The sequence below is a fragment of the Kribbella sp. NPDC048928 genome (genome assembly GCF_043197975.1).
In the GTDB taxonomy this organism is placed as follows: domain Bacteria; phylum Actinomycetota; class Actinomycetes; order Propionibacteriales; family Kribbellaceae; genus Kribbella.
The window spans coordinates 284,262-302,004 of record NZ_JBICUC010000008.1 but is presented as its reverse complement, the minus strand read 5'-3'; the positions used below and the strand labels follow the sequence as shown (position 1 = coordinate 302,004).

The window sequence follows — 17,743 nt, the reverse complement described above, 5'->3', positions numbered from 1 at the left end:
CGATGACAACCACCCACGGCCGACCCGGCCGACATCCAGCAGATCAGGACGGCCGACCGCACCCCGTCCTCACACCACTGACGTTCGGGCAGGCGGCCCGATTGGTGCGCCTGGCCGAGGCTGCCGCCGCAAAGCGCGGCTTCGCGCTGCGGTACGACGGCGCCGGCGCCCTCACACCGATCGACGACCAACCCGACCAGCCCATCGCCGGTCTGGGGAACCTCGCGCTCAAAGTCGCAGGCTTGCCACGGCAGCAATGGAGAGCAGTCGTCAACGACCATTTCGGCCAGATGCCCATGCTCAGCGAGCTACTGACCCCGCCGGAAGACCTCGAGAACAAGCTCTACCTCAGGCTCGTCTGCGCAGCTGCCCAGGATCCCGCCACGGTCCGCGACGCACCCGAGTTCCTCCCCGGCCTCGTCACCGCGCCGGCCCTCTACGCGGGTCGCGCCGTAGCCATGTACTTCGACGTCAACCGACTCGGCATCACCCTGGAGGAAGCGACCCGCATCGGCCTCGCCAACCTGCGCCGCCTCGACGACGAGGTCGAGACCATGCGCCTGTTCGGCGTCGACCTGACCGTCCTGACCGGAGGCATGTTCACAGCATCCCGAGCACTCGTCTTCGACACCGTCCTCCGCGAGTCCCTCCACGTCGAGGACCCGACGTTCGGCTGCCTCGTCGCCCTTCCCTCACGGGACAAACTCATAGTCCACGTATTGCAGGACGAGACCGCCCCTGACGCCCTCAAACTGCTGGCCACCTGCGCCGCCGACCTCTTCAAGACCAGCCCCGGCGCCGTCAGCCCCCACGTCTACCACGTCCTCAACAACACCTGGCGCCAAGTCACCCCACAACTTCCCGCGTACGTCCCCACACCCGGCCCATCGATCCGATCAACCCCCTAGCCAACTCCGCCCGCTGCTAGGGGCCACCATCCTCTGCGTCGGACTGCCGTCCACGAACATCCTGCGAACGAGGTCGCTCGCGAACGACGTCTTGCAAGCGGCTCCTACTCCTGGCGACCGGGTGCCTCACCGCGACGCCCGGCCTCCCGATCGTCCCGCGTCGGGGCACCCGTGGCCACCAAGGTCTGCCCGTGTTGAGCAGGTACCGCGCGCCGAGCAGACCGCCCGCGATCGCAGCACCCCAAACCAGCCAAACCCCAACCATCAGAACCGTCTCTGACGCCGCCCGGTCAGCTTGTGCCGACGCCGGAACGACCGCTCCACCGGAGCGCAGGAAGACGACCTCCATGTAGTCGCCTTCCAACGGATACGGAGGTCGAAGGTCCTGCGTACCGCGAACCTTTACCTCGGAGCCGCTTGGTCCCATCACCAAGATCACCGGCGCAGCACTCACATGCGGCTGCATGCTGACAACCTCAGCCCTCGACACCGACGAAGAACCAGGCGCCCGATGCCGCAGCGCCCAGGCCCGCGAAGTCCCCAACGCAGCAGCACCCGTCGCCAGCAACGCAAAGATCGCCAGCGACCACACGATGAACCGACGGAGCGGATCGTCCATACCCCAAGTATGGCGACCCCCACCGACACTTTCCCCCACAGAACAAGGCCTCCCAACCAAGTCCCCCACCCATCCAACGCCGCCCACCAACAAGCGCTACCCCACGCGGCCGCCCCAACAAAACACCCCAGCCTGCCGACCCCTCGCGCCACCACCCGGACTGTTCGGGCATCAAACGAAGCCCCGCGCCCACAGGCCGACCGCACGTCGCACCGTCAGAGCACCCCAACCGGCCGACGCCTCGCGCGGACAGAGCAGCTACCCCCAGGCCGCCATACCCTCTCTAGCCCTCACCCCCGCGGGCCCCGCCGACGACGCCCGGCCCCTCGAGGCACGCCCCACACCTGACGCCTTCCCCGACCCGTTCCGATCGCCTCCGTGCGCCTCGCCAGTACCGGACCAGGCGACCAAGACGACCATCGGCTCAGCGAATCGGCTGCCCGCGCGGCACGTGCTAGCGCGCCTGAGCCAGCACATGGTGCGCCAGCGCGGCGTGAGCCGGCACAGGGTGCGCCAGCGCGGCGTGAGCCAGCACATGGTGAGCCACCGCGTGGTGAGCCACCGTGGCGTGTGCCATTGCGTGGGCTACTAGTGCATCGACTGCCGTCGGCTGGACTGCGAGGGCGTCGGCTGCCACCGGTTGGGGTGCCAGCAAATCTGCTGGACCGCGTGAGGCGGCAGCGCGAGCGTCCTGGCAGCAGCCGCTCCGGTCCCGGCACACTGAGGATGGCTCACGCTCGGCGGGTCAGCCTGCGCCGGTTCCAGCGCGACGATTCGGCTCTCTCCCAGCTGGCCGACACTCAGCCGATCCCGCTGCACCGAGGGCGGCTCACACTGGCCCTCAGCCGGCCAACCCCTCGCGGCCCGCACTCTGGAAGGCTCACACGCGTCGAGCCCACCTCAGGCCGCCGCTAGCAGTCCCAGACGGCTCGCACTCGGTCGATCAGCCCCAGCTGCTGATGGCCGGCCGACACGGCCACACTCAGGGCCACCCTCGCAGTGCTCCCAGCTCAGCAACATGGCCCGCACACAGCCGACCAGGCGTGAGCTGGTCCCTTCACACCTAGGCTGCCCGCAGTCGGCCGACGCACCCGAGTTGATCCCTTCACAGCGAAACGGCCGCACTTATCTGGCCAACTCCGAGCTGGTCCCGCTGCAGCGATACGGCAACACTCAGCTGACCGACCCGAGCTGCTAGAGGCACAGCAAGACGGTTCCGCTCAACTGACCACCCCGCGCTGCTAGAGGCACAGCAAGACGGTTCCGCTTAACTGGCCGACCTTGAACTGCTGTGGGTGCTGCAAGATGGTTTCCGATCAGCCGGCTGACCTGAACTGCTATGGGTGCAGCAAGACGCTTTGCGCTCAGTCGGCCGACCCGATCTGCTAAAGGCACAAGCGGATGGTTTGTGCTCGGGCGGTCGACCCGTGTTGGTCGTGGTGCAGCGAGGCGGCGCGCTCGGTTGGCCGACTTCGAACTACTCGGCGCGTAACGGCAAGCGCGCCGGAGTCCACACCGTCGGCATCACCACGGCACGCAGTCAGATGGCCGACTGGAGCCGCTGGAGGCACAGACGGGCGCCGCGACGACCCACTGGGGGCGGGGATGGCTTTGGCTCAGCTGGCTAGGCCTGGGTTGGTGTCTGGTTCGCTGGTTGTCGGGTCGTCGGCACGGGGCGGCTGGTCGATGCGACGTTGTGCGGCGGGGTCGTCGGCGCGGAGGATGCGGTGGGTGCCGTTGGGGTCGACGCGGAAGGTGAAGCCGTGAGGCGTGGTCCATTCCAGTGTCTTGTCGTCGATACGGCGCACGCTCCATCCACGGGCGTGGGTCTTCACCCGATGCCCGAATCGTCCGAGCGGTGCCAGGTTGTCCGTGCTGGTTTGACCGGCGGGGCCGTGCGGGTCGTAGGGCTTGATGTGGTCGAGGTCGATGCTGTCGCTCGTTTCTCGGGTTCCGTAGGGGAACAGTTCCACTGGGTGCATGTACTTGACTCGTTCGCGGATCCGTTTCGGGATCTCGTAGGCGTTCACGCTGACGGCGTCGTTGAGATCGATGACCGGCTTCACTGTGTACGGGCCATAACCGATCAGTTCGCCCAGTTGTGAGGCGAGGAGCGGCCCGAGAGCTTCAACCCGCACCACACCAACGCCGGTCGCGAGAGTCCGATCGGTGAGGTGAACGACGACCTCGGTTTGTCCCGGCCGTGGTCGGCTCGGGCGCTCTCGGGCAGCGCGGGTTTGAGTCGTGTCTGATGCCACGCTGGTGGACAGTGCACCCGTGCGCGCCGGAGCTGTGCGCGTCGCGTTTGCGTCACTGTCGCGGATACCGGTGTCGAGAACAACTGCGTTGCCGTCGTGGACGTGCTCGCGATTGCAGGCGGGGTTGTCGTTGGTGTGGGTGGGGTTGGTGTAGGCGTCGTTCTTGATCTGGGCGAGCCGGGCAGCTAATGCGCGCAAGGCGGCAGGATCCATCGCCGCACCCTCCGCAGGTTCGTCCTCCGGGTCCACGCCCGGGTTCATGTCCGGGTCCGGGTACATGTCTGGGTCCGCACCGTGGGCCAGGTCTGGGCCTGGGCGTGGGTTGGCGGGTCGGTGCTGGTTGAAGGGGTCGGTGGGCGGGTCGGGATCGTATGGGCCGGCTGCTTCCAGCCACGGGTCTTCTGGCGGGCCGATCGGCTCCAGCGACCCGAACGCCTCCGAGCGGTTGGCCGGTTCGACCAGATCGTCGGGTTCGGTGCCCGTTCCGGGCCCGTTGGCCGGGTCGAGATCCGTGCTCGACTCATGGTCGGTGGTCGACCCGAGGTCGGTGGCCGTCCTGGACTCGGTTGTCGGCTCGAGGCTGGCGGTCGGCTCGGGGTCGGCTTCTGGCGTGGAGGCGATTGCCGGGTCGGGCTGCGGGCCGGATGTGGCGTTGAGGCTCGGTTCAGTCCCCGTGGTTGGCGCATGCGTCGGGGCCGAGTCTGCTGCCGTGGTCGCCTTGGTGCTCGCCTCGGAACCTGTACCCGCCTCGGAGCCTGCGCTTGCGTGGAAGCCTGCGCTTGTCTCGGGGCTTGTGCTCGGGTTGGGCGTGGGCGGTGTGTTCGCGGCGGGTGCGGTGCTCGGGTTGGGCGCGGTGGTTGGCTGCGGAGCAGTGCTTGGAGCGGTACTTGGGGCGGTGGCGGGTTCTGGGGCTGGTTCGGGGGTGGTGAGGGGGCTGGTGTGGTGGTGGGCCTGGGCCAGCAGTTCGAGGGTGAAGCGGGGGTCGGACAAGATCTCGGCCGCGGCGGCTCGGCGGTGCTGCAGCAGACGGAGATCGCCGAGGGACTTGAGGGCTTCGGCGATATCGCGGAACTTCGCATTCAGACGGTCAACCGAAGCCGACGGGGCCACGATGCACAGGGTCTTGTTGCCATGGCCGTCGTCGCGGCTGATAAACACGCCCCGCTTGTCGGCCGCCTCCGCGGCATCCTTCGCAGCCAGACCAGGATCCGCGGCCCGTTTCGCCGCGGCCACGATCTCGGTCAGCCGGTACGGAGAGATCGTGTCAACCACGTCCGCGACCCGGGCATCAACGTAGGCGGCAGCCTCGTGATGCAGACGGATGCAGGTACGGACGATCTGACGGGCCTTCCACGGCGTCGCTTCACCGGACCGGATGCGGGCCCAGATGCGCGGGAAACGATGCCGCAGAGCGAGAGCGTCCGCGAGCAGGTCACGACCCACACCAGGAGAGACACCCACCACCATCGCGAACTCCGCGATCGCGAACTCCGCAATCTCAGGGCAACCGTCACCACCCAACACAACAGCACGCTCACGACCGTCATACGAACGACGAGCAGGACGCGGCTCCACCGTCGAGGGATGGTAGCGGTCGGCGTAGACCTGGGCGCACTCCAGCAGCCGCGCGTCGGAACGGTTCGCGATCGCGCGGCACTCCGCGGCCTGCTCCAGCAGGTCACGCGTCGCCAACACACCCAGATCGATCTCGAACATGCGTTCGATTCTATATCATCAAAGACATCACGCCAAATCCAAGGATCCCCGGAAGGCCTTGTCCACAAGGGCATTCCCTGGCGGGAATTGTGGACACCGGATCGCGTCGGGACGATTGACGCATGGATTTGAAGGCGAGGGTCGGAGTGTTGCTGCCGACCGTGCAAGCGCAGTTGACCGCGAGCGATGATCCGCGGGAGGTGGTGCGGCTGGCGGTCGAGGCGGAGGGGCTCGGGTACGACTCGGTGTGGGCCAACGACTCGATACTGACGCCGAGACTCGAGGCGCTGACGGCACTGACAGCGGCGGCCGCGGTAACCGAGCGGGTCACCATCGGCACCGCGACCCTGATCCCGGTCACACGGCGACCGGTGAACGCGGCGCACAGTCTCGCGTCACTCGACAGGTTGTCCGGCGGGCGGCTGGTGGTTGGTGTCGGCGCCGGATTCCCCGGCCGCTTCGGAGTACCGCTGCATGAACTCTCCGAGGTGCCCTGGGAACGTCGCTTCACCAGGCTCGACGAGACGGTCGCGCTCTGGCGGCAACTCTGGACCGCCGACGCACCGGTCACGGTGGACGGCAAGGTGCTGCGGCTCAATGACGTACCGCCGACGATCCGGCCGCACACGCCAGGTGGGCCGCCGATCTGGCTCGGTGGGTCGACGCCGGCGGCGCTCAAGCGGACGGGGCGGATGTACGACGGCTGGCTACCTTATCCCCCGCGGGCGGACGACTACGCGGCCGGCCTCGAGGTCGTACGGGAAGCGGGACGCACCATCACCCCGGCACTGTTCGTGTCGGTCGCCATCACCAGCACAGTCGAGGAGGGCGAGGAACGGCTCCGTTCGTACGCGCGTACGAACTACGGCATGGACCTCGAGGAGCTCCGGCAGATCCAGGCGGTCGTCGCGGGACCACCTGAGCACGTCGCGCGGTATCTCCAGACGTACGTCGAAGCCGGCGCCCGGCACCTGATCTGCAGGCTCGCGGTCACCGGCCTCGACGAGTATCGCCACCAGTTGAAACTCCTGGCGGCCTAGTTGTCGCGGTTGCTCATGCGGACCTCCTGACAGTCGCGCGGGCAGGGGGCTCAGTTGTCACGGGCGCTCATCCAGCACCTCCTCACAGGTCAGAAGCAGCATGTCGGGCTTCACCACTCCCTGTTGCTCATGACGCCAACAGTCCGTCGCAGGCGGTGGTGTCGCGAACACTTCGAGATACGTCGAAGCCGTGATTCCGAACGGTCCGGAGTCGGGCCGATACACAGCGTTCTGGACTGGTCCATTTTGGTCTCCGATTGGCAACGAAACGGCCGAATCGGCAGTTCGTTCTTTAGCCTTCCCGCGGGGGAAATTCACTGGCCGTATTTCATTGGGGATACCTATGTTCCGGAAGCTGCTCGTTGCAGCCCTCGCCCTGGTTGTCGCAGGTGTCGCGGTCGTGTTCATCGACCGTGCCGCCGACGCGGCCGCGGCGAACATCACGATCACCGCGACGCAGGCAACGAACGGGACGACGACGCTCACGTACCGCGCGACCGTCCTCAAGGCAGGCACGATCCGCGAGATCACCATGGCGATCCCGTCCGGAACCACCGGCCGGGTCACGTCGGTGAACGGGACGGTGAGCTCGGTGACCCGCACGGTCCTGCGCTGGCGCCCGAGCCGAACGGTCAACGTTGCGGTCGGCGCCCACCTCGCGATCCCGCTGTACGGCCTGCGGCTCCCGGCCGGCGGTCCATGGACGCTGGGCTTCAAGTCGATCGGAACGGCCGGGCAGGTGATCACAACAGGCGCCGGCGTCCTGCAGCCGCTCAAGACCTACACCGCGCAGGTCCGGGTCGTCGCGTCCAACCCGATCCCCGCACAGACCACCAACCTCGTCTACCAGGCGACCGTGACGCGCGCCGGAGCACTCGCGGCCGTACGCATGCAGCTCCCGACCGGCGCGACCGGCACGTACACCACTATCAACGGCACGCTCGCCGTCAGTGGAGGCTACGCGACGTGGAAGCCGAAGGCCGCGATCAACGTCGCCGCCGGCGCTCGCCTCGGGATCCCGGTCAACGGCGTCAAGCTGTCCAGGTACGGCGGAACGATGAGCCTGAGCGTCTCCGCGACGACCTCGACCGGTACGGTCCTGACGTCCGGCTCCGCCTCCGTCAACTTCATCGCACCGCCGGCCGAGATGCCCGTCCTCGCAGCCGAGACCCTCGCCGCCGCCCCAGCCGACTGCCCCAAGACCTGGCCGACCACAACCGTCGAGAACGCCAAGCCTGGCACCGGTGACTGGGTCATCCCGCCAGCCCAGAACGGCGCCCTGGCTGCATACCTGACCGAGGTCTCAGCGAGCTGCGGCGACACTGTCGACCTCAAGGTCAGCGACGGCAAGCCGGTCAGCGTCGTCGCCTACCGGATGGGGTACTACGCCGGTCTCGGAGCGCGTGAGGTCTGGCGGCAGGACGACGTAGCGACGGTTCTCCAGGACAAGCCGACCACTGGCGGTACGACGGCCGACGGCAAGCCGCTCAACATGACGTCTGCTGCGCAGTGGACCAAAACACTGAGCATCCCGATCAGCAGCGACTGGGTGCCCGGCACGTACCTGGTCAAGATCAGCGACGGCACCCTGGCGACGTACGCGCCACTGACCGTCCGCGACGACACTGGCACGAAGCACGCCCTGCTCATCCAGCAAGCCACCGCCACGTGGCAGGCGTACAACAGCTATGGCGGTGTGAGCTTCTACACCAGCCTCTCCGCCGGCTCCGGCCGCCTCACCTTCGAGCGCCCCTACAACGAGGGCCAGGGCTCCGGGCAGTACCTCACGCTCGAGCAGGGACTGGTGTTCTGGGCCGAGTCCAAGGGCCTGGACGTCACGTACTGGACCGACAACGACCTCGACCAGTACGGCGGCAACCTCAAGGACCGCGCCGGGACCCTGTTCCTGCCCGGACACGACGAGTACTACTCGCTCCGCATGCGCGCCGCCATCAGCCAGGGGATCAAGGCCGGTGTGAACGTCGCCAACCTGGGGGCGAACACGGCGTACCGTCTGATCAAGTTCACCGACGACACACGCCGCTCGTGGGACATCGACCGGTACACCGACGGGTACAACTCCACCACCTGGCGGTATCAAGGCGACGCCTACGCATCCCAGCCCCTGCTCGGTGCCGACTACATCTGCGCGGTCAACGCCAGTACGCTCACCACGTCGAGCGGCTGGATGTTCAACGGCATACCCGTCGGCACCCAACTGCCCGGGTTCCTCGCCGGTGAGCTCGACTACGTCTGGCCGGGGCTCTACAAACAGCCGGGACTCACCACCCTGGCCAGCGGTTCGGCTGTCTGCCACACGAACGGCCGACCCGCACCGATGCAGGCAACCGCCTACACGGCCCCGTCCGGTGCTCGGGTGATGAACGGCTCGACGTTCGCGTACAGCTGCTTCCTGGTACGGCGCTGCCCGTCGAACTGGACAGTCCCAGAGCCAGACGCCGCATCCCAGCAGGCCGCTGCGACGATCGTCGGCAACATCACCGAGTGGGTGTCGCGCGGCGCGATCGACGTACCGGCGGATACGACGGCCGCGAAGGTCCGGGTCGCCGTTCCGAAGTACAAGCTGGCGACCTCGCAGCAAGGCTAATCTCGGCACCATGAGTGAACTCGTGGTGGACGCACCGATCGTTGCTGTCACGGTGTATCCGGACCGCGCGCGGATCACGCGCCGCGGTCCGGTGACCGTCCCGGCCGGGGAGCAGGTCGTGTACGTCGAGCCGCTGCCGCTGTTGCTGGAGAGCGACAGCGTGCGGGTGTCCGGGCGTGGTCCGGCGACCGTGCTCGGCGTGGACGTACTCACGCGTCACCACCCGCAGGCGCCGGACGAGTCGGTCGCTGCACTCGAGCGGCAGCGGTACGAAGCACAGGATGCGATCGCCGCACTGGCCGACGCGGACGACGTACAGGAGCAGCTGGACAAGTTCCTCGGGCAGCTGGCGAAGCGGGCCGGTGGAAGCTTCGCGCGAACGCTCGCGTCAGGTGACTCTTTCGGGGAGCTCGGTGGATTCACCGACACCCTCACCACTCGGTTGTCCACCGTACGGGCGACCCGCCGCGACCTGGCCGCTCAGCGACGCGAGGCGGACCGTCAGCTCGCAGCCGTCGAGCGTCGTCTCGCCGCGCTCCGTGAACAGCGCACGCCGGACCGGCTGTCCGCCGCGATCGGGCTGACACTCGAAGCCGAGGCGGAGGTGGAGATCGAGCTGTCGTACGTCGTTCCCATGGCCGGCTGGGCGAGCTCGTACGACGTACGGCTCGAGGGCGACAGGTTGACGCTGAACTGGTACGGCCTGATCACGCAGCACACCGGCGAGGACTGGCCGGAGTGCCAGCTCACGCTCTCCACAGCCCGACCCACCGTGACGGCGAAGGTGCCGGAGCTCGACCCGTGGTACCTAGGTCGCCTGCAGCCACCCATGCCGCGCGCACCCGGCGCCGTGCCGCTTGCCGCCGGCGCACGAGGTGGTGCCGGCATGCAGGCTGATCGCCGCGAGTCAGCCGCGTTCGCCGAGCAACAGGCGACCGTCGAGCAGGGCGTGACCGCAGCGAACTACATCCCGCCGCGTCCGGTCGCAGTACCCGCGGACGGCGCGACCCACAGGGCAACGATCGCCGCGATCGAACTCGAGGCCGAGCTCGACTACATCACCGCGCCTGTCACCTCCACCGACGTACACCTCCGAGCGACCGTCGTGAACACGTCGGCCCACACGCTGCCCGTCGGGAAGGCCGCGGTCTTCCATGACGCGGACTTCGTCGGCTCGGCCTTTCTGCCGCTGTGGGCGCCAGGAGAGGACGTCGAGCTCGCACTCGGCCTCGACGACCGCGTCCGCGTGGAGCGCAAGTTGGTGCGCCGGGAGGCTTCGAAGGCGACGCTCGGCTCGACGCGGCGACGGCAGGTCGAGTACGAGACGCGTATCGAGAACCACACGCCCCGCCGGGCCCGCATCACGGTCCTCGACCAGCTGCCGGTCGCCCGCGACCACGAGATCACCGTCAAGCCGCTGTCCGCCGATCCTGAGCCGTTCGAGACCACCGACCTCGGCGTCATCACCTGGAAGCTCGACCTCGAGCCCGGCGCCGAATCCGTTGTCAGGCTCGGGTTCCGCGTGGACACCGCCAAGGCCGTCGACCTCACCGGTTGGCGCGAGTAGCGGTCAGGTGACCTCGAGGTTCGCCATCATCCCCATGTCCTCGTGCTCGGAGTTGTGGCAGTGGAACAGGTACCTTCCGCGGTAGCCGTCGAAGCGGGTGATGATCTCCGCGGACTCCCCCGGACGCAACGACACGGTGTCCTTCAGGCCGGCGTCGTGCGGCAGCGGCTTCCCACCTCCACGCGACAGCACCCGGAACCCGACCAGATGCAGATGGACGGGATGGTGGACGTCGGCAACCAACCGCCAGATCTCCACGTCACCGAGCCTCGTGGTGACGTCGGTCCGGTCCGGCGCGAACGGCTGCCCGCCGATCAACCACCCGTGCCCGTCCCCCATCTGCCCGGCACGGAACGAGAAGTCGCGCACCCGCACCGCCTCTGACCGCTGCCAGTCCGGCAGGTCGTCGCACAGCACGTCAGGGATCCGGCTGGGGTCCGCAGCCTTCCGTACGACGTGAAAGGCCATCACGTCCCGCGTCCGCCCGGAGCCCAGCCGGTTCCGGATCCGGACCCTGCTGCCGACCGGTACCTGCCCGAAGTCGAGAACCACGTCGTACCGCTCGGCAGGCGCGATGGGCAGGTTCCGGTGCGTGACCGGAGCACGGAGCAGTCCCTGATCGGCGCCGATCTGCACGAAGTCGAGGCGGCGGCCGTCGTCGAGCACCGCCTCGAGATCGTAGTGCCGTGCGTTCGACGCATTGAGAATCCGCAGCCGGTACCGCACCGCATCGACCTCACGCACCGGCCAGGGTGCGCCGTTCACCAGCACCACATCGCCGAGAACACCAGCAATATAAGGCTCCTGGACCCCGGGCTGCATCATCAACATCGGATCGATCGAGGGATAGGCCAACGATCCGTCCGCCGCGAACGCGCGGTCCGCGATCATCAGCGGCAGCTCCCGCGACCCACCCGGCAGGCCGAGTGAGTCCTCGGCGTCGTCGCGTACGACGTGCATCCCGGCCAGCCCGCGCCAGACCGCCGGCCCGGTGAAGTCCATCCGGTGATCGTGGTACCAGAGAAGCGTGGGCCGCTGATCCAGCGGATACGTGTACGACCGCGTGATCGCGCTCGTCACAGCGCGCGGATCGTGCATCCCGTGCCCCATGTCCTCCCACCCGGCAGGCGTCACCAGATCCGTCGGGTACCCGTCCGACGACGCCGGCGTCCGTCCGCCGTGCAGATGCACAACGGACGGCACCGGCAATTCGTTGCGGTGGGCAACTGTGATCGCGTGACCCCGCCGCGATTCGAAGGTCGGTCCCGGGAACGTCCCGCCGTACGTCCACACCCGCGTCTGCACACCAGGCAGGATCTCCGCCGTCACCTCCCGCTGCACGATTTCGTACCGACCGGCACCGGACAGCACCGGCGGGACAGGCAGCGGGACCTGGTACGCCGGCGGCAGCGGCACGTCGCTGTGCAACGCCGCACCCGTAATCGCGGGACGTCGCGACAACGCGGCCGCACTGGACAGTCCACCGGCCGCCACAACGCCGAGCGCGCCCCCGATCCCGAGCAACTGCCGCCGGCTCATCCGCTCACGCATGCTGGACCTCCCGCCGTACGAGGGGCTGCCGCCAGATCGCGACGAACAGCATCACCACGGCCGCCACCGTCACCACTCCGAGGGGAAGATGCAGCCACAGCGCTCCGTCCTGCCCGGCGAAGTACTGCACCGTCTCGGCGGCGACCACCCCCAGCGACGCGACGAACGGCCACACCTGCCGCAACCGCACCCAAACGACCACCGCGGCGATCACCTGCAGATACCCGATCGCCGTGACGATGTCCGCACCGACCGCGTGCATCCGCAACCCGTCGAAGTCACCACTCAGATAGACGCCGGCGAACACCGGCTGACCGAACACCGCGACCAGATGCGCGCTGACGAGCCCTCTCAAGAACCACCCACTGACCATGGCTCGAGGCTATGATCCAGTTGTTATGATCGTCCAAGACCAATATCGCTATCTCGCTATAACCAAGGGATCATGATGGACCTGACGATGCTCCGCCAGTTCGTCGTCGTCGCCCGCCTCGAACACCTCAGTCGTGCGGCCGACGAACTGCACGTCGCACAGCCCTCGTTGAGCCGCACGATCGCCCGTCTCGAGAGCGAGCTGGGTACGCCCTTGTTCGATCGCGCCAACCGCCTCCGGCTGAACCCGGCCGGCCTGCTGTTCCGCGGCTACGCCGAGCGCGCGCTCGGTGAGCTCGACGCCGGACGGCGCGCCGTCGCGGAGGCGACCGAGCAGGGAGCGGGCAACGTACGGCTGGCGGCCGAGACGTTCCTCGCGCTCACCGAGCCGATCGCGGCGTTCAAACGCGACCACCCGGCCATCGAGATCGAGCTGCGGCAGCTGTCCGCCCTCGACATGCCGCGCCGCCTCCGCGCGCAGGACGTCGACTTCTGCGTCGCGTCCCAGCCGATACCGGCCGCCGGGCTCGAGTCGGCTGTCCTGCTCGACGAACCGGTTCTGGTCGCGACCCCACTCGACCACCCGTTCGCCGCACGCAAGTCGCTCGAGGTCGAGGACCTGGCCGACCAGCCGTTCGTGATTGCCCGCAAGGGCCAATGGCAACGTTGGCTGCTCGACCGCCTGTTCGCGGGCACCGGTCTGACGCCGCGGATCGTCTGCGAGAGCGATGAGGCGGCCGCCATCCAGGAGCTGATCCGCGCCGGCCTCGGCATCGGCTTCAACCCGGACTTCGCGCGTCGCACAGTCCCCGACTATCCCGTCGCGATGATCCCCGTCGACCATCCCGACTGCCGCCGTACGCTGACCCTGCACTGGAGTGCCGACGCCGAACCCTCGACAGCCGCCAGGTTGATGCGCACGGCAATCACCGCCTGGCCGTGGGCCGCCGCTTCAGAGTGAGCCGGACAGCCAGCGTGAGGCGACCTTGAACTTGTTCTCGAGGCGGGCGCGGACTGCATCGGCGACGAGTTGCTCGAGGGTGCCGCGAACGACCGGGACCGAGGCCGTGATGCTCAGGTCGAAGGCCTGTGTGGTGCCCCGGCCGACCGGCAGGATGCGCGTCGTGCCGGACACCTTCACCGAGGCGCCCGTGACCCCAGGTCCTCCGGTGACACCGCCGTCGACGTCGGCCTCACGCGCCCCGTCGAGGTCGGCGCGATGCCAGCGCTTCGACTGCGCCAGCTCCAGCTTGTGACCGACGAACCGGCGCGCGACGACCGGTACGTCGAGGACCTGCCAGTGGACCTGCACCGCGACGTCCTCACCCTCGTCGCCCACCATCACTTCGTACGACTGCACCCGCAGCTGCTCGAACACCTGCTCCTGGAACGTGACGTCGGTGATCATCGCGAAGACTTCCTCCGGAGAGGCGTCGTACGAAGTGGCGAGAGACAGATCCATGCGCCCCATCTTGCACCGCTCGGCACCACGCGGTCACGGGTGCTGCAGGTTCCGGCCGCGCACTCAGCTCAGTGCGAGCCGCATCCGTACCTTGGGCGGTTGTACTTCGACCACGACGAAGCCCAGCCGTTCGTACAGGTCACGGGCGCGATTGCCTTGCAGGACGTGCAATTCGACAGCGGACGCTTCCGACGTACGAGCGCGTTCGACGAGCCGCCGGAGCAGGGTCGTGCCGACGCCGAGCCCCTGCGCCTCGGGCGCGATCTCGATCCGGGAGACGTAGAACGTTGCCGCATCGGCCATCGCCGCCTGCAGCATGCCGGCCGGTTGTCCGTGCACCAGCACGATCTCGACGGTCTCGGGCACGAACCACTTGCGATGGAAATCGCGTTGCACCGTGTCGTTCCAAGGGCCCCAGGTCGCCTCGATGACATCGCCGAGCGTGCGCCGGTGCAGGGCGTACAGGAACTCGTCGTCGGCCGGCGTCGCCGGGCGCAGCCTGATCTCGTCCACGTGCGTCCTCAGCTGAAGAGCTCCACCAGTCCCGCGCCGCGCGGGGTGCGGCGGACCAGGATGCTCTTGCCCTGGCGGAGGCGCTCGACGAGACCGGCCGATTCCAGCGTGTTGCAGTGGTGCGTCGCGGTACTCGGGGCGCAGTTCAGCTCGGCGGCGAGCGTACTCATCGTCATCGGCATGATCAGCAACCGCAGTACGTCGGCACGCACCTGCCCGATCACCGTGGCCAGCGCATCCTGTGACTCGCGAAGCGGCAGACCCGCCGGTGACCAGTACGCGAGCGCGCCGGACAGCGGGTAGCCGACGACGACGGCGACCGGGTCACTGTTCTCGACGACCATCGAGTCCGGCGCGGAGATCATCGGCGCCAGCACGATCTTGCGGTTCCCGATCGGGATCCGGACCCGGCGGTCGAGGACGAACGCGCCACGCTCGAACCCGATCCGCGGCGAGAGGGTGTTCAGCAAGGTGTGTGCAGCGCCGCGTTCGGCCATGGTCTCGTGGCGCTGCAGCTCGCGGTCCAGGGCCGTACGCGACCTGGACCAGGCATCCCGGCCCGGGCCCTCCCAGACATCGGAGAGCACGTCTCCGAGAGCGCGGGACCAGCGGGCCGGCTGCTCCGCGGCAGCTCGCCACACCGGCGGGAGGCGGTCGCCGTAGATGTCCACGAGGTCCCGGCGCAGCATGTCGTTGTGGTTCGACCGGAGGGCGTCGATCTGGGTCTCCATCGAGAGGTTCGCGACCGGGGTCAGGGGCGCGACCGCGGACGGAATCTGCCGCCGGCGGCCGGGCTGGCTGACCATCGGGCGGAGCGCCGCACGGCCGGCCGGGGTGTGCATCACCGAGAGCAACCGCAGCCGCAGGTGCTGCGGGATCCCCTTCCCGTCACCCAGCAGTGTCTGCAGGGTCATCGACAGCACCGACAGGTCGGGCACCAACGCGGACCGCAGTTCGACGACCATCCTCTTCTCCCCGGGCATACCGAAACCGATCCTCCGCTCTGATGGTCCGGCGCACCAGGGGTCATCACCAACACTTCGAACCCGCTCGAAGCGTCGCCCGAGAGCGGTCCGGACCACAAATTCTGCGCCGAATCCGGATACGCAGCGGAAGGGTGGTGACACGGTGGGCGACTTTCGGTAACCTTTTCGTGATGTTCACCGCGTAGCTGACTGAGAACGGGGCTTGGGAAGCGCATGCACATCGCGACCGTCCATGCCGGCGATCACGACGAGGACGAGCTGATCAGGCTCGCCCAGGCGGGTGACGGAGCGGCCTTCGGGCAGCTCTACGACCGCTACCTGCCGTCGATCTACCGGTACACCTACAGCAAGACCTCGTCGCGTAGTGCGGCCGAGGACCTGACCAGCGAAACGTTCCTTCGGGCGTTCCGCGCGATTGCCCGCCGACCGCGGGCCCACCTCAACTTCGCGGCCTGGCTGGTCACGATCGCGAGGAACGTCGTGATCGATCACCACCGCTCCGGCTGGAGCCGGCTGGCGATCGTCACCGACGAGGTCGATCCACAGGTCGACGAGTCCGTCGGACCGGAGCAGGCGGCGCTCGCGTCGGTGAGCGAGGCATCGTTGCGCGGTGCCCTCACCCACCTGCCGGACGATCAGCGCGAGTGCCTGCTGCTGCGGTTCTTCGCGGGCCTGTCGATCAGCGAGACCGCCGCCGCGATGGAACGTACCGATGGCGCGATCAAGCAACTTCAGTTCCGCGCCACCAACCGGTTGCGCCGGATCCTCAAGGACCTTCGCTGAGAGCCCGCTGAGCAACGGCGTTGCCGGTTCGTGAAGGCGAGCGAAACACGGGACGCGAGTGCTTGCGCCACCCCTTACCTTCCGGTAGGAAAGGCGAGTGCCATCCGGCTCACGGCCGGCAACTCATATCTCACGGGGAGATATCGCATGAGCAATCCGTACGACGAAGAGCAGCGCAACGACGGTCAAGGCAACGACTTCGGGCGGGATTCCGGCGGAGGGGAATCCGGTCGCGACAACTTCAACCAGGGCAGCGAGTCAGAGCGCTCGGGCAACGAGTCCGGTGGCGACTACGGCCAGCGCGAAGACTCGGGCAACCAGTCCGGTGGCAGCGACTACGGGCAGCGCGAGGAGTCCGGAAACAGCTACGGGTCAGGGGATTCCGGGGACTCCGGGGACGACTCGCGTGGTGGCAGCAACTACGGGTCGGACAGCTCGGACGATTCGGGCGACAGCAACAGCAACTACGGAAACTGATCGGGGATCGCGAACATGGGTGTATTCGACAACATCAAGGATGCCGCCGAGAACCTGAAGGACAAGGCGGCCGACCTGGTCGACGGTCACGGCGACAAGGTCGGCGAGGGCCTGGACAAGGCCGGCGACTTCGTCGACGAGAAGACCGGCGGCAAGTACGGCGACAAGATCGACGGCGGTGTGGACAAGGCCAAGGAAGGCCTCGACAACCTCGACGGTCAGAACGACGACATCCCTGACAACCAGGGCTGATCCGAAGCCGTAACACCGAGGCGGTCGTGGACACTCTCCACGGCCGCCTCAGGCTTGGAACGCCTGCATTGTCAGGGCCGCGAAGCGACGGGACGCGGCCGCCCGCGCAGCCGGCGTCGACGCATGCAGACCGCGATGAGCGGTCAGCATGATGACCAGGTCGCCCAGCTCGAAATCCCGGCGGAGACTCCCCCGCGCCTTGGCCCGCCGAGCCAGGGCCGCGACCGACTTCAACGTGAGATCGCGGCTCTCGGAACTGTCGACCGCGTCCGGGTACGTCGCCAGGAACGCATCGGTGAAACCACGGTTGTGGACATGCAACTCGCAGATCCGTTCGATCACCAGGCAGAACCCCTGCCACGGATCCTTCACGGCCAGCCCCGCTTCCACGATCTCCTGACAGGCCCGCACTTGCTCGGCGAACGCCGCAGTCGCCAGCGCCTGCTTGGTCGGGAACCGCCGGTAGAGCGTCGCCGGCCCCACCCCGGCCGCCCGGGCTATGTCGCGCATCGGGACGGTCAGCCCCTCGCTCGCGAACAACGTCCGGGCCGCGGCCAGGATGCGCTCCCGGTTGTCCGCTGCGTCGGCGCGCAGTATCTGAGACAAATGCTCCTCCGGTCCTCTCACTCCA

The 17,743-nt window shown here is 67.9% G+C and carries 15 protein-coding genes; 8 read left to right on the top strand and 7 right to left on the bottom strand.

The features are described 5' to 3' along the window. Positions 1-2 precede the first annotated feature (2 nt). Positions 3-908, top strand: coding sequence for a hypothetical protein (locus tag ACGFI6_RS32150; RefSeq protein WP_393125245.1), 906 nt, complete (start codon positions 3-5; stop codon positions 906-908). 2,235 nt (positions 909-3,143) lie between these two features. Here the strand turns inward: ACGFI6_RS32150 and ACGFI6_RS32145 are convergent. Continuing rightward, positions 3,144-5,501 carry a hypothetical protein gene (locus ACGFI6_RS32145; protein WP_393125243.1) on the bottom strand — a complete coding sequence of 786 codons (2,358 nt, stop codon included), beginning with the start codon at positions 5,499-5,501 and terminating at the stop codon, positions 3,144-3,146. Positions 5,502-5,623: 122 nt separating this feature from the next. On the opposite strand from ACGFI6_RS32145, the gene ACGFI6_RS32140 reads away from it, so the two are divergent. From ACGFI6_RS32140 to ACGFI6_RS32130, 3 genes are all read left to right on the top strand, one after another. After that, a complete protein-coding gene (locus ACGFI6_RS32140; protein WP_393125241.1) occupies positions 5,624-6,541 on the top strand; it encodes an LLM class flavin-dependent oxidoreductase in 918 nt (305 codons plus the stop codon). Positions 6,542-6,884: 343 nt separating this feature from the next. After that, complete coding sequence (locus tag ACGFI6_RS32135) at positions 6,885-9,149, top strand: N,N-dimethylformamidase beta subunit family domain-containing protein (RefSeq protein ID WP_393125239.1); 2,265 nt, start codon at positions 6,885-6,887, stop codon at positions 9,147-9,149. A gap of 10 nt (positions 9,150-9,159) precedes the next feature. Further along, positions 9,160-10,716, top strand: coding sequence for a DUF4139 domain-containing protein (locus ACGFI6_RS32130; RefSeq protein ID WP_393125237.1), 1,557 nt, complete (start codon positions 9,160-9,162; stop codon positions 10,714-10,716). Between the two features lie 3 nt (positions 10,717-10,719). Here the strand turns inward: ACGFI6_RS32130 and ACGFI6_RS32125 are convergent, their stop codons facing one another. Further along, a complete protein-coding gene (locus ACGFI6_RS32125) occupies positions 10,720-12,267 on the bottom strand; it encodes a multicopper oxidase family protein (protein ID WP_393125235.1) in 1,548 nt (515 codons plus the stop codon). After that, on the bottom strand, positions 12,260-12,640 hold the full coding sequence (locus tag ACGFI6_RS32120; protein ID WP_393125233.1) for a hypothetical protein: 381 nt from the start codon (positions 12,638-12,640) through the stop codon (positions 12,260-12,262). Before ACGFI6_RS32120 ends, ACGFI6_RS32125 begins: the two co-directional genes overlap by 8 nt. Before the next feature lie 72 nt (positions 12,641-12,712). On the opposite strand from ACGFI6_RS32120, the gene ACGFI6_RS32115 reads away from it, so the two are divergent. Continuing rightward, positions 12,713-13,600: a LysR family transcriptional regulator gene (locus ACGFI6_RS32115; protein WP_393125231.1), complete on the top strand. Its 888-nt coding sequence runs from the start codon at positions 12,713-12,715 to the stop codon at positions 13,598-13,600. On the opposite strand, the gene ACGFI6_RS32110 is transcribed toward ACGFI6_RS32115, so the two are convergent. From ACGFI6_RS32110 to ACGFI6_RS32100, 3 genes are all read right to left on the bottom strand, one after another. Then, entirely contained in the window at positions 13,592-14,101 is a 510-nt protein-coding gene (locus ACGFI6_RS32110) for a DUF2505 domain-containing protein (RefSeq protein ID WP_393125229.1), read from the bottom strand. The genes ACGFI6_RS32115 and ACGFI6_RS32110 overlap by 9 nt on opposite strands. A 63-nt stretch (positions 14,102-14,164) precedes the next feature. Beyond that, on the bottom strand, positions 14,165-14,614 hold the full coding sequence (locus ACGFI6_RS32105; protein WP_393125227.1) for a GNAT family N-acetyltransferase: 450 nt from the start codon (positions 14,612-14,614) through the stop codon (positions 14,165-14,167). 8 nt (positions 14,615-14,622) lie between these two features. After that, the gene (locus ACGFI6_RS32100) at positions 14,623-15,579 is read right to left on the bottom strand and encodes an ArsR/SmtB family transcription factor (RefSeq protein ID WP_393125225.1); all 957 of its coding nucleotides are present in this window, start codon (positions 15,577-15,579) and stop codon (positions 14,623-14,625) included. A gap of 234 nt (positions 15,580-15,813) precedes the next feature. Here ACGFI6_RS32100 and ACGFI6_RS32095 point away from each other — a divergent pair, with 234 nt between their 5' ends. The 3 genes from ACGFI6_RS32095 (at position 15,814) to ACGFI6_RS32085 (ending at position 17,112) form a co-directional block, all read left to right on the top strand. Then, a complete protein-coding gene (locus tag ACGFI6_RS32095; RefSeq protein WP_393125223.1) occupies positions 15,814-16,383 on the top strand; it encodes a sigma-70 family RNA polymerase sigma factor in 570 nt (189 codons plus the stop codon). Between the two features lie 147 nt (positions 16,384-16,530). Beyond that, entirely contained in the window at positions 16,531-16,860 is a 330-nt protein-coding gene (locus ACGFI6_RS32090) for a hypothetical protein (RefSeq protein ID WP_393125221.1), read from the top strand. A gap of 15 nt (positions 16,861-16,875) precedes the next feature. Beyond that, complete coding sequence (locus tag ACGFI6_RS32085; RefSeq protein ID WP_393125219.1) at positions 16,876-17,112, top strand: antitoxin; 237 nt, start codon at positions 16,876-16,878, stop codon at positions 17,110-17,112. A gap of 48 nt (positions 17,113-17,160) precedes the next feature. Here the strand turns inward: ACGFI6_RS32085 and ACGFI6_RS32080 are convergent, their stop codons facing one another. Further along, entirely contained in the window at positions 17,161-17,718 is a 558-nt protein-coding gene (locus tag ACGFI6_RS32080) for a TetR/AcrR family transcriptional regulator (RefSeq protein ID WP_393125217.1), read from the bottom strand. Between the last annotated feature and the right edge of the window lie 25 nt (positions 17,719-17,743).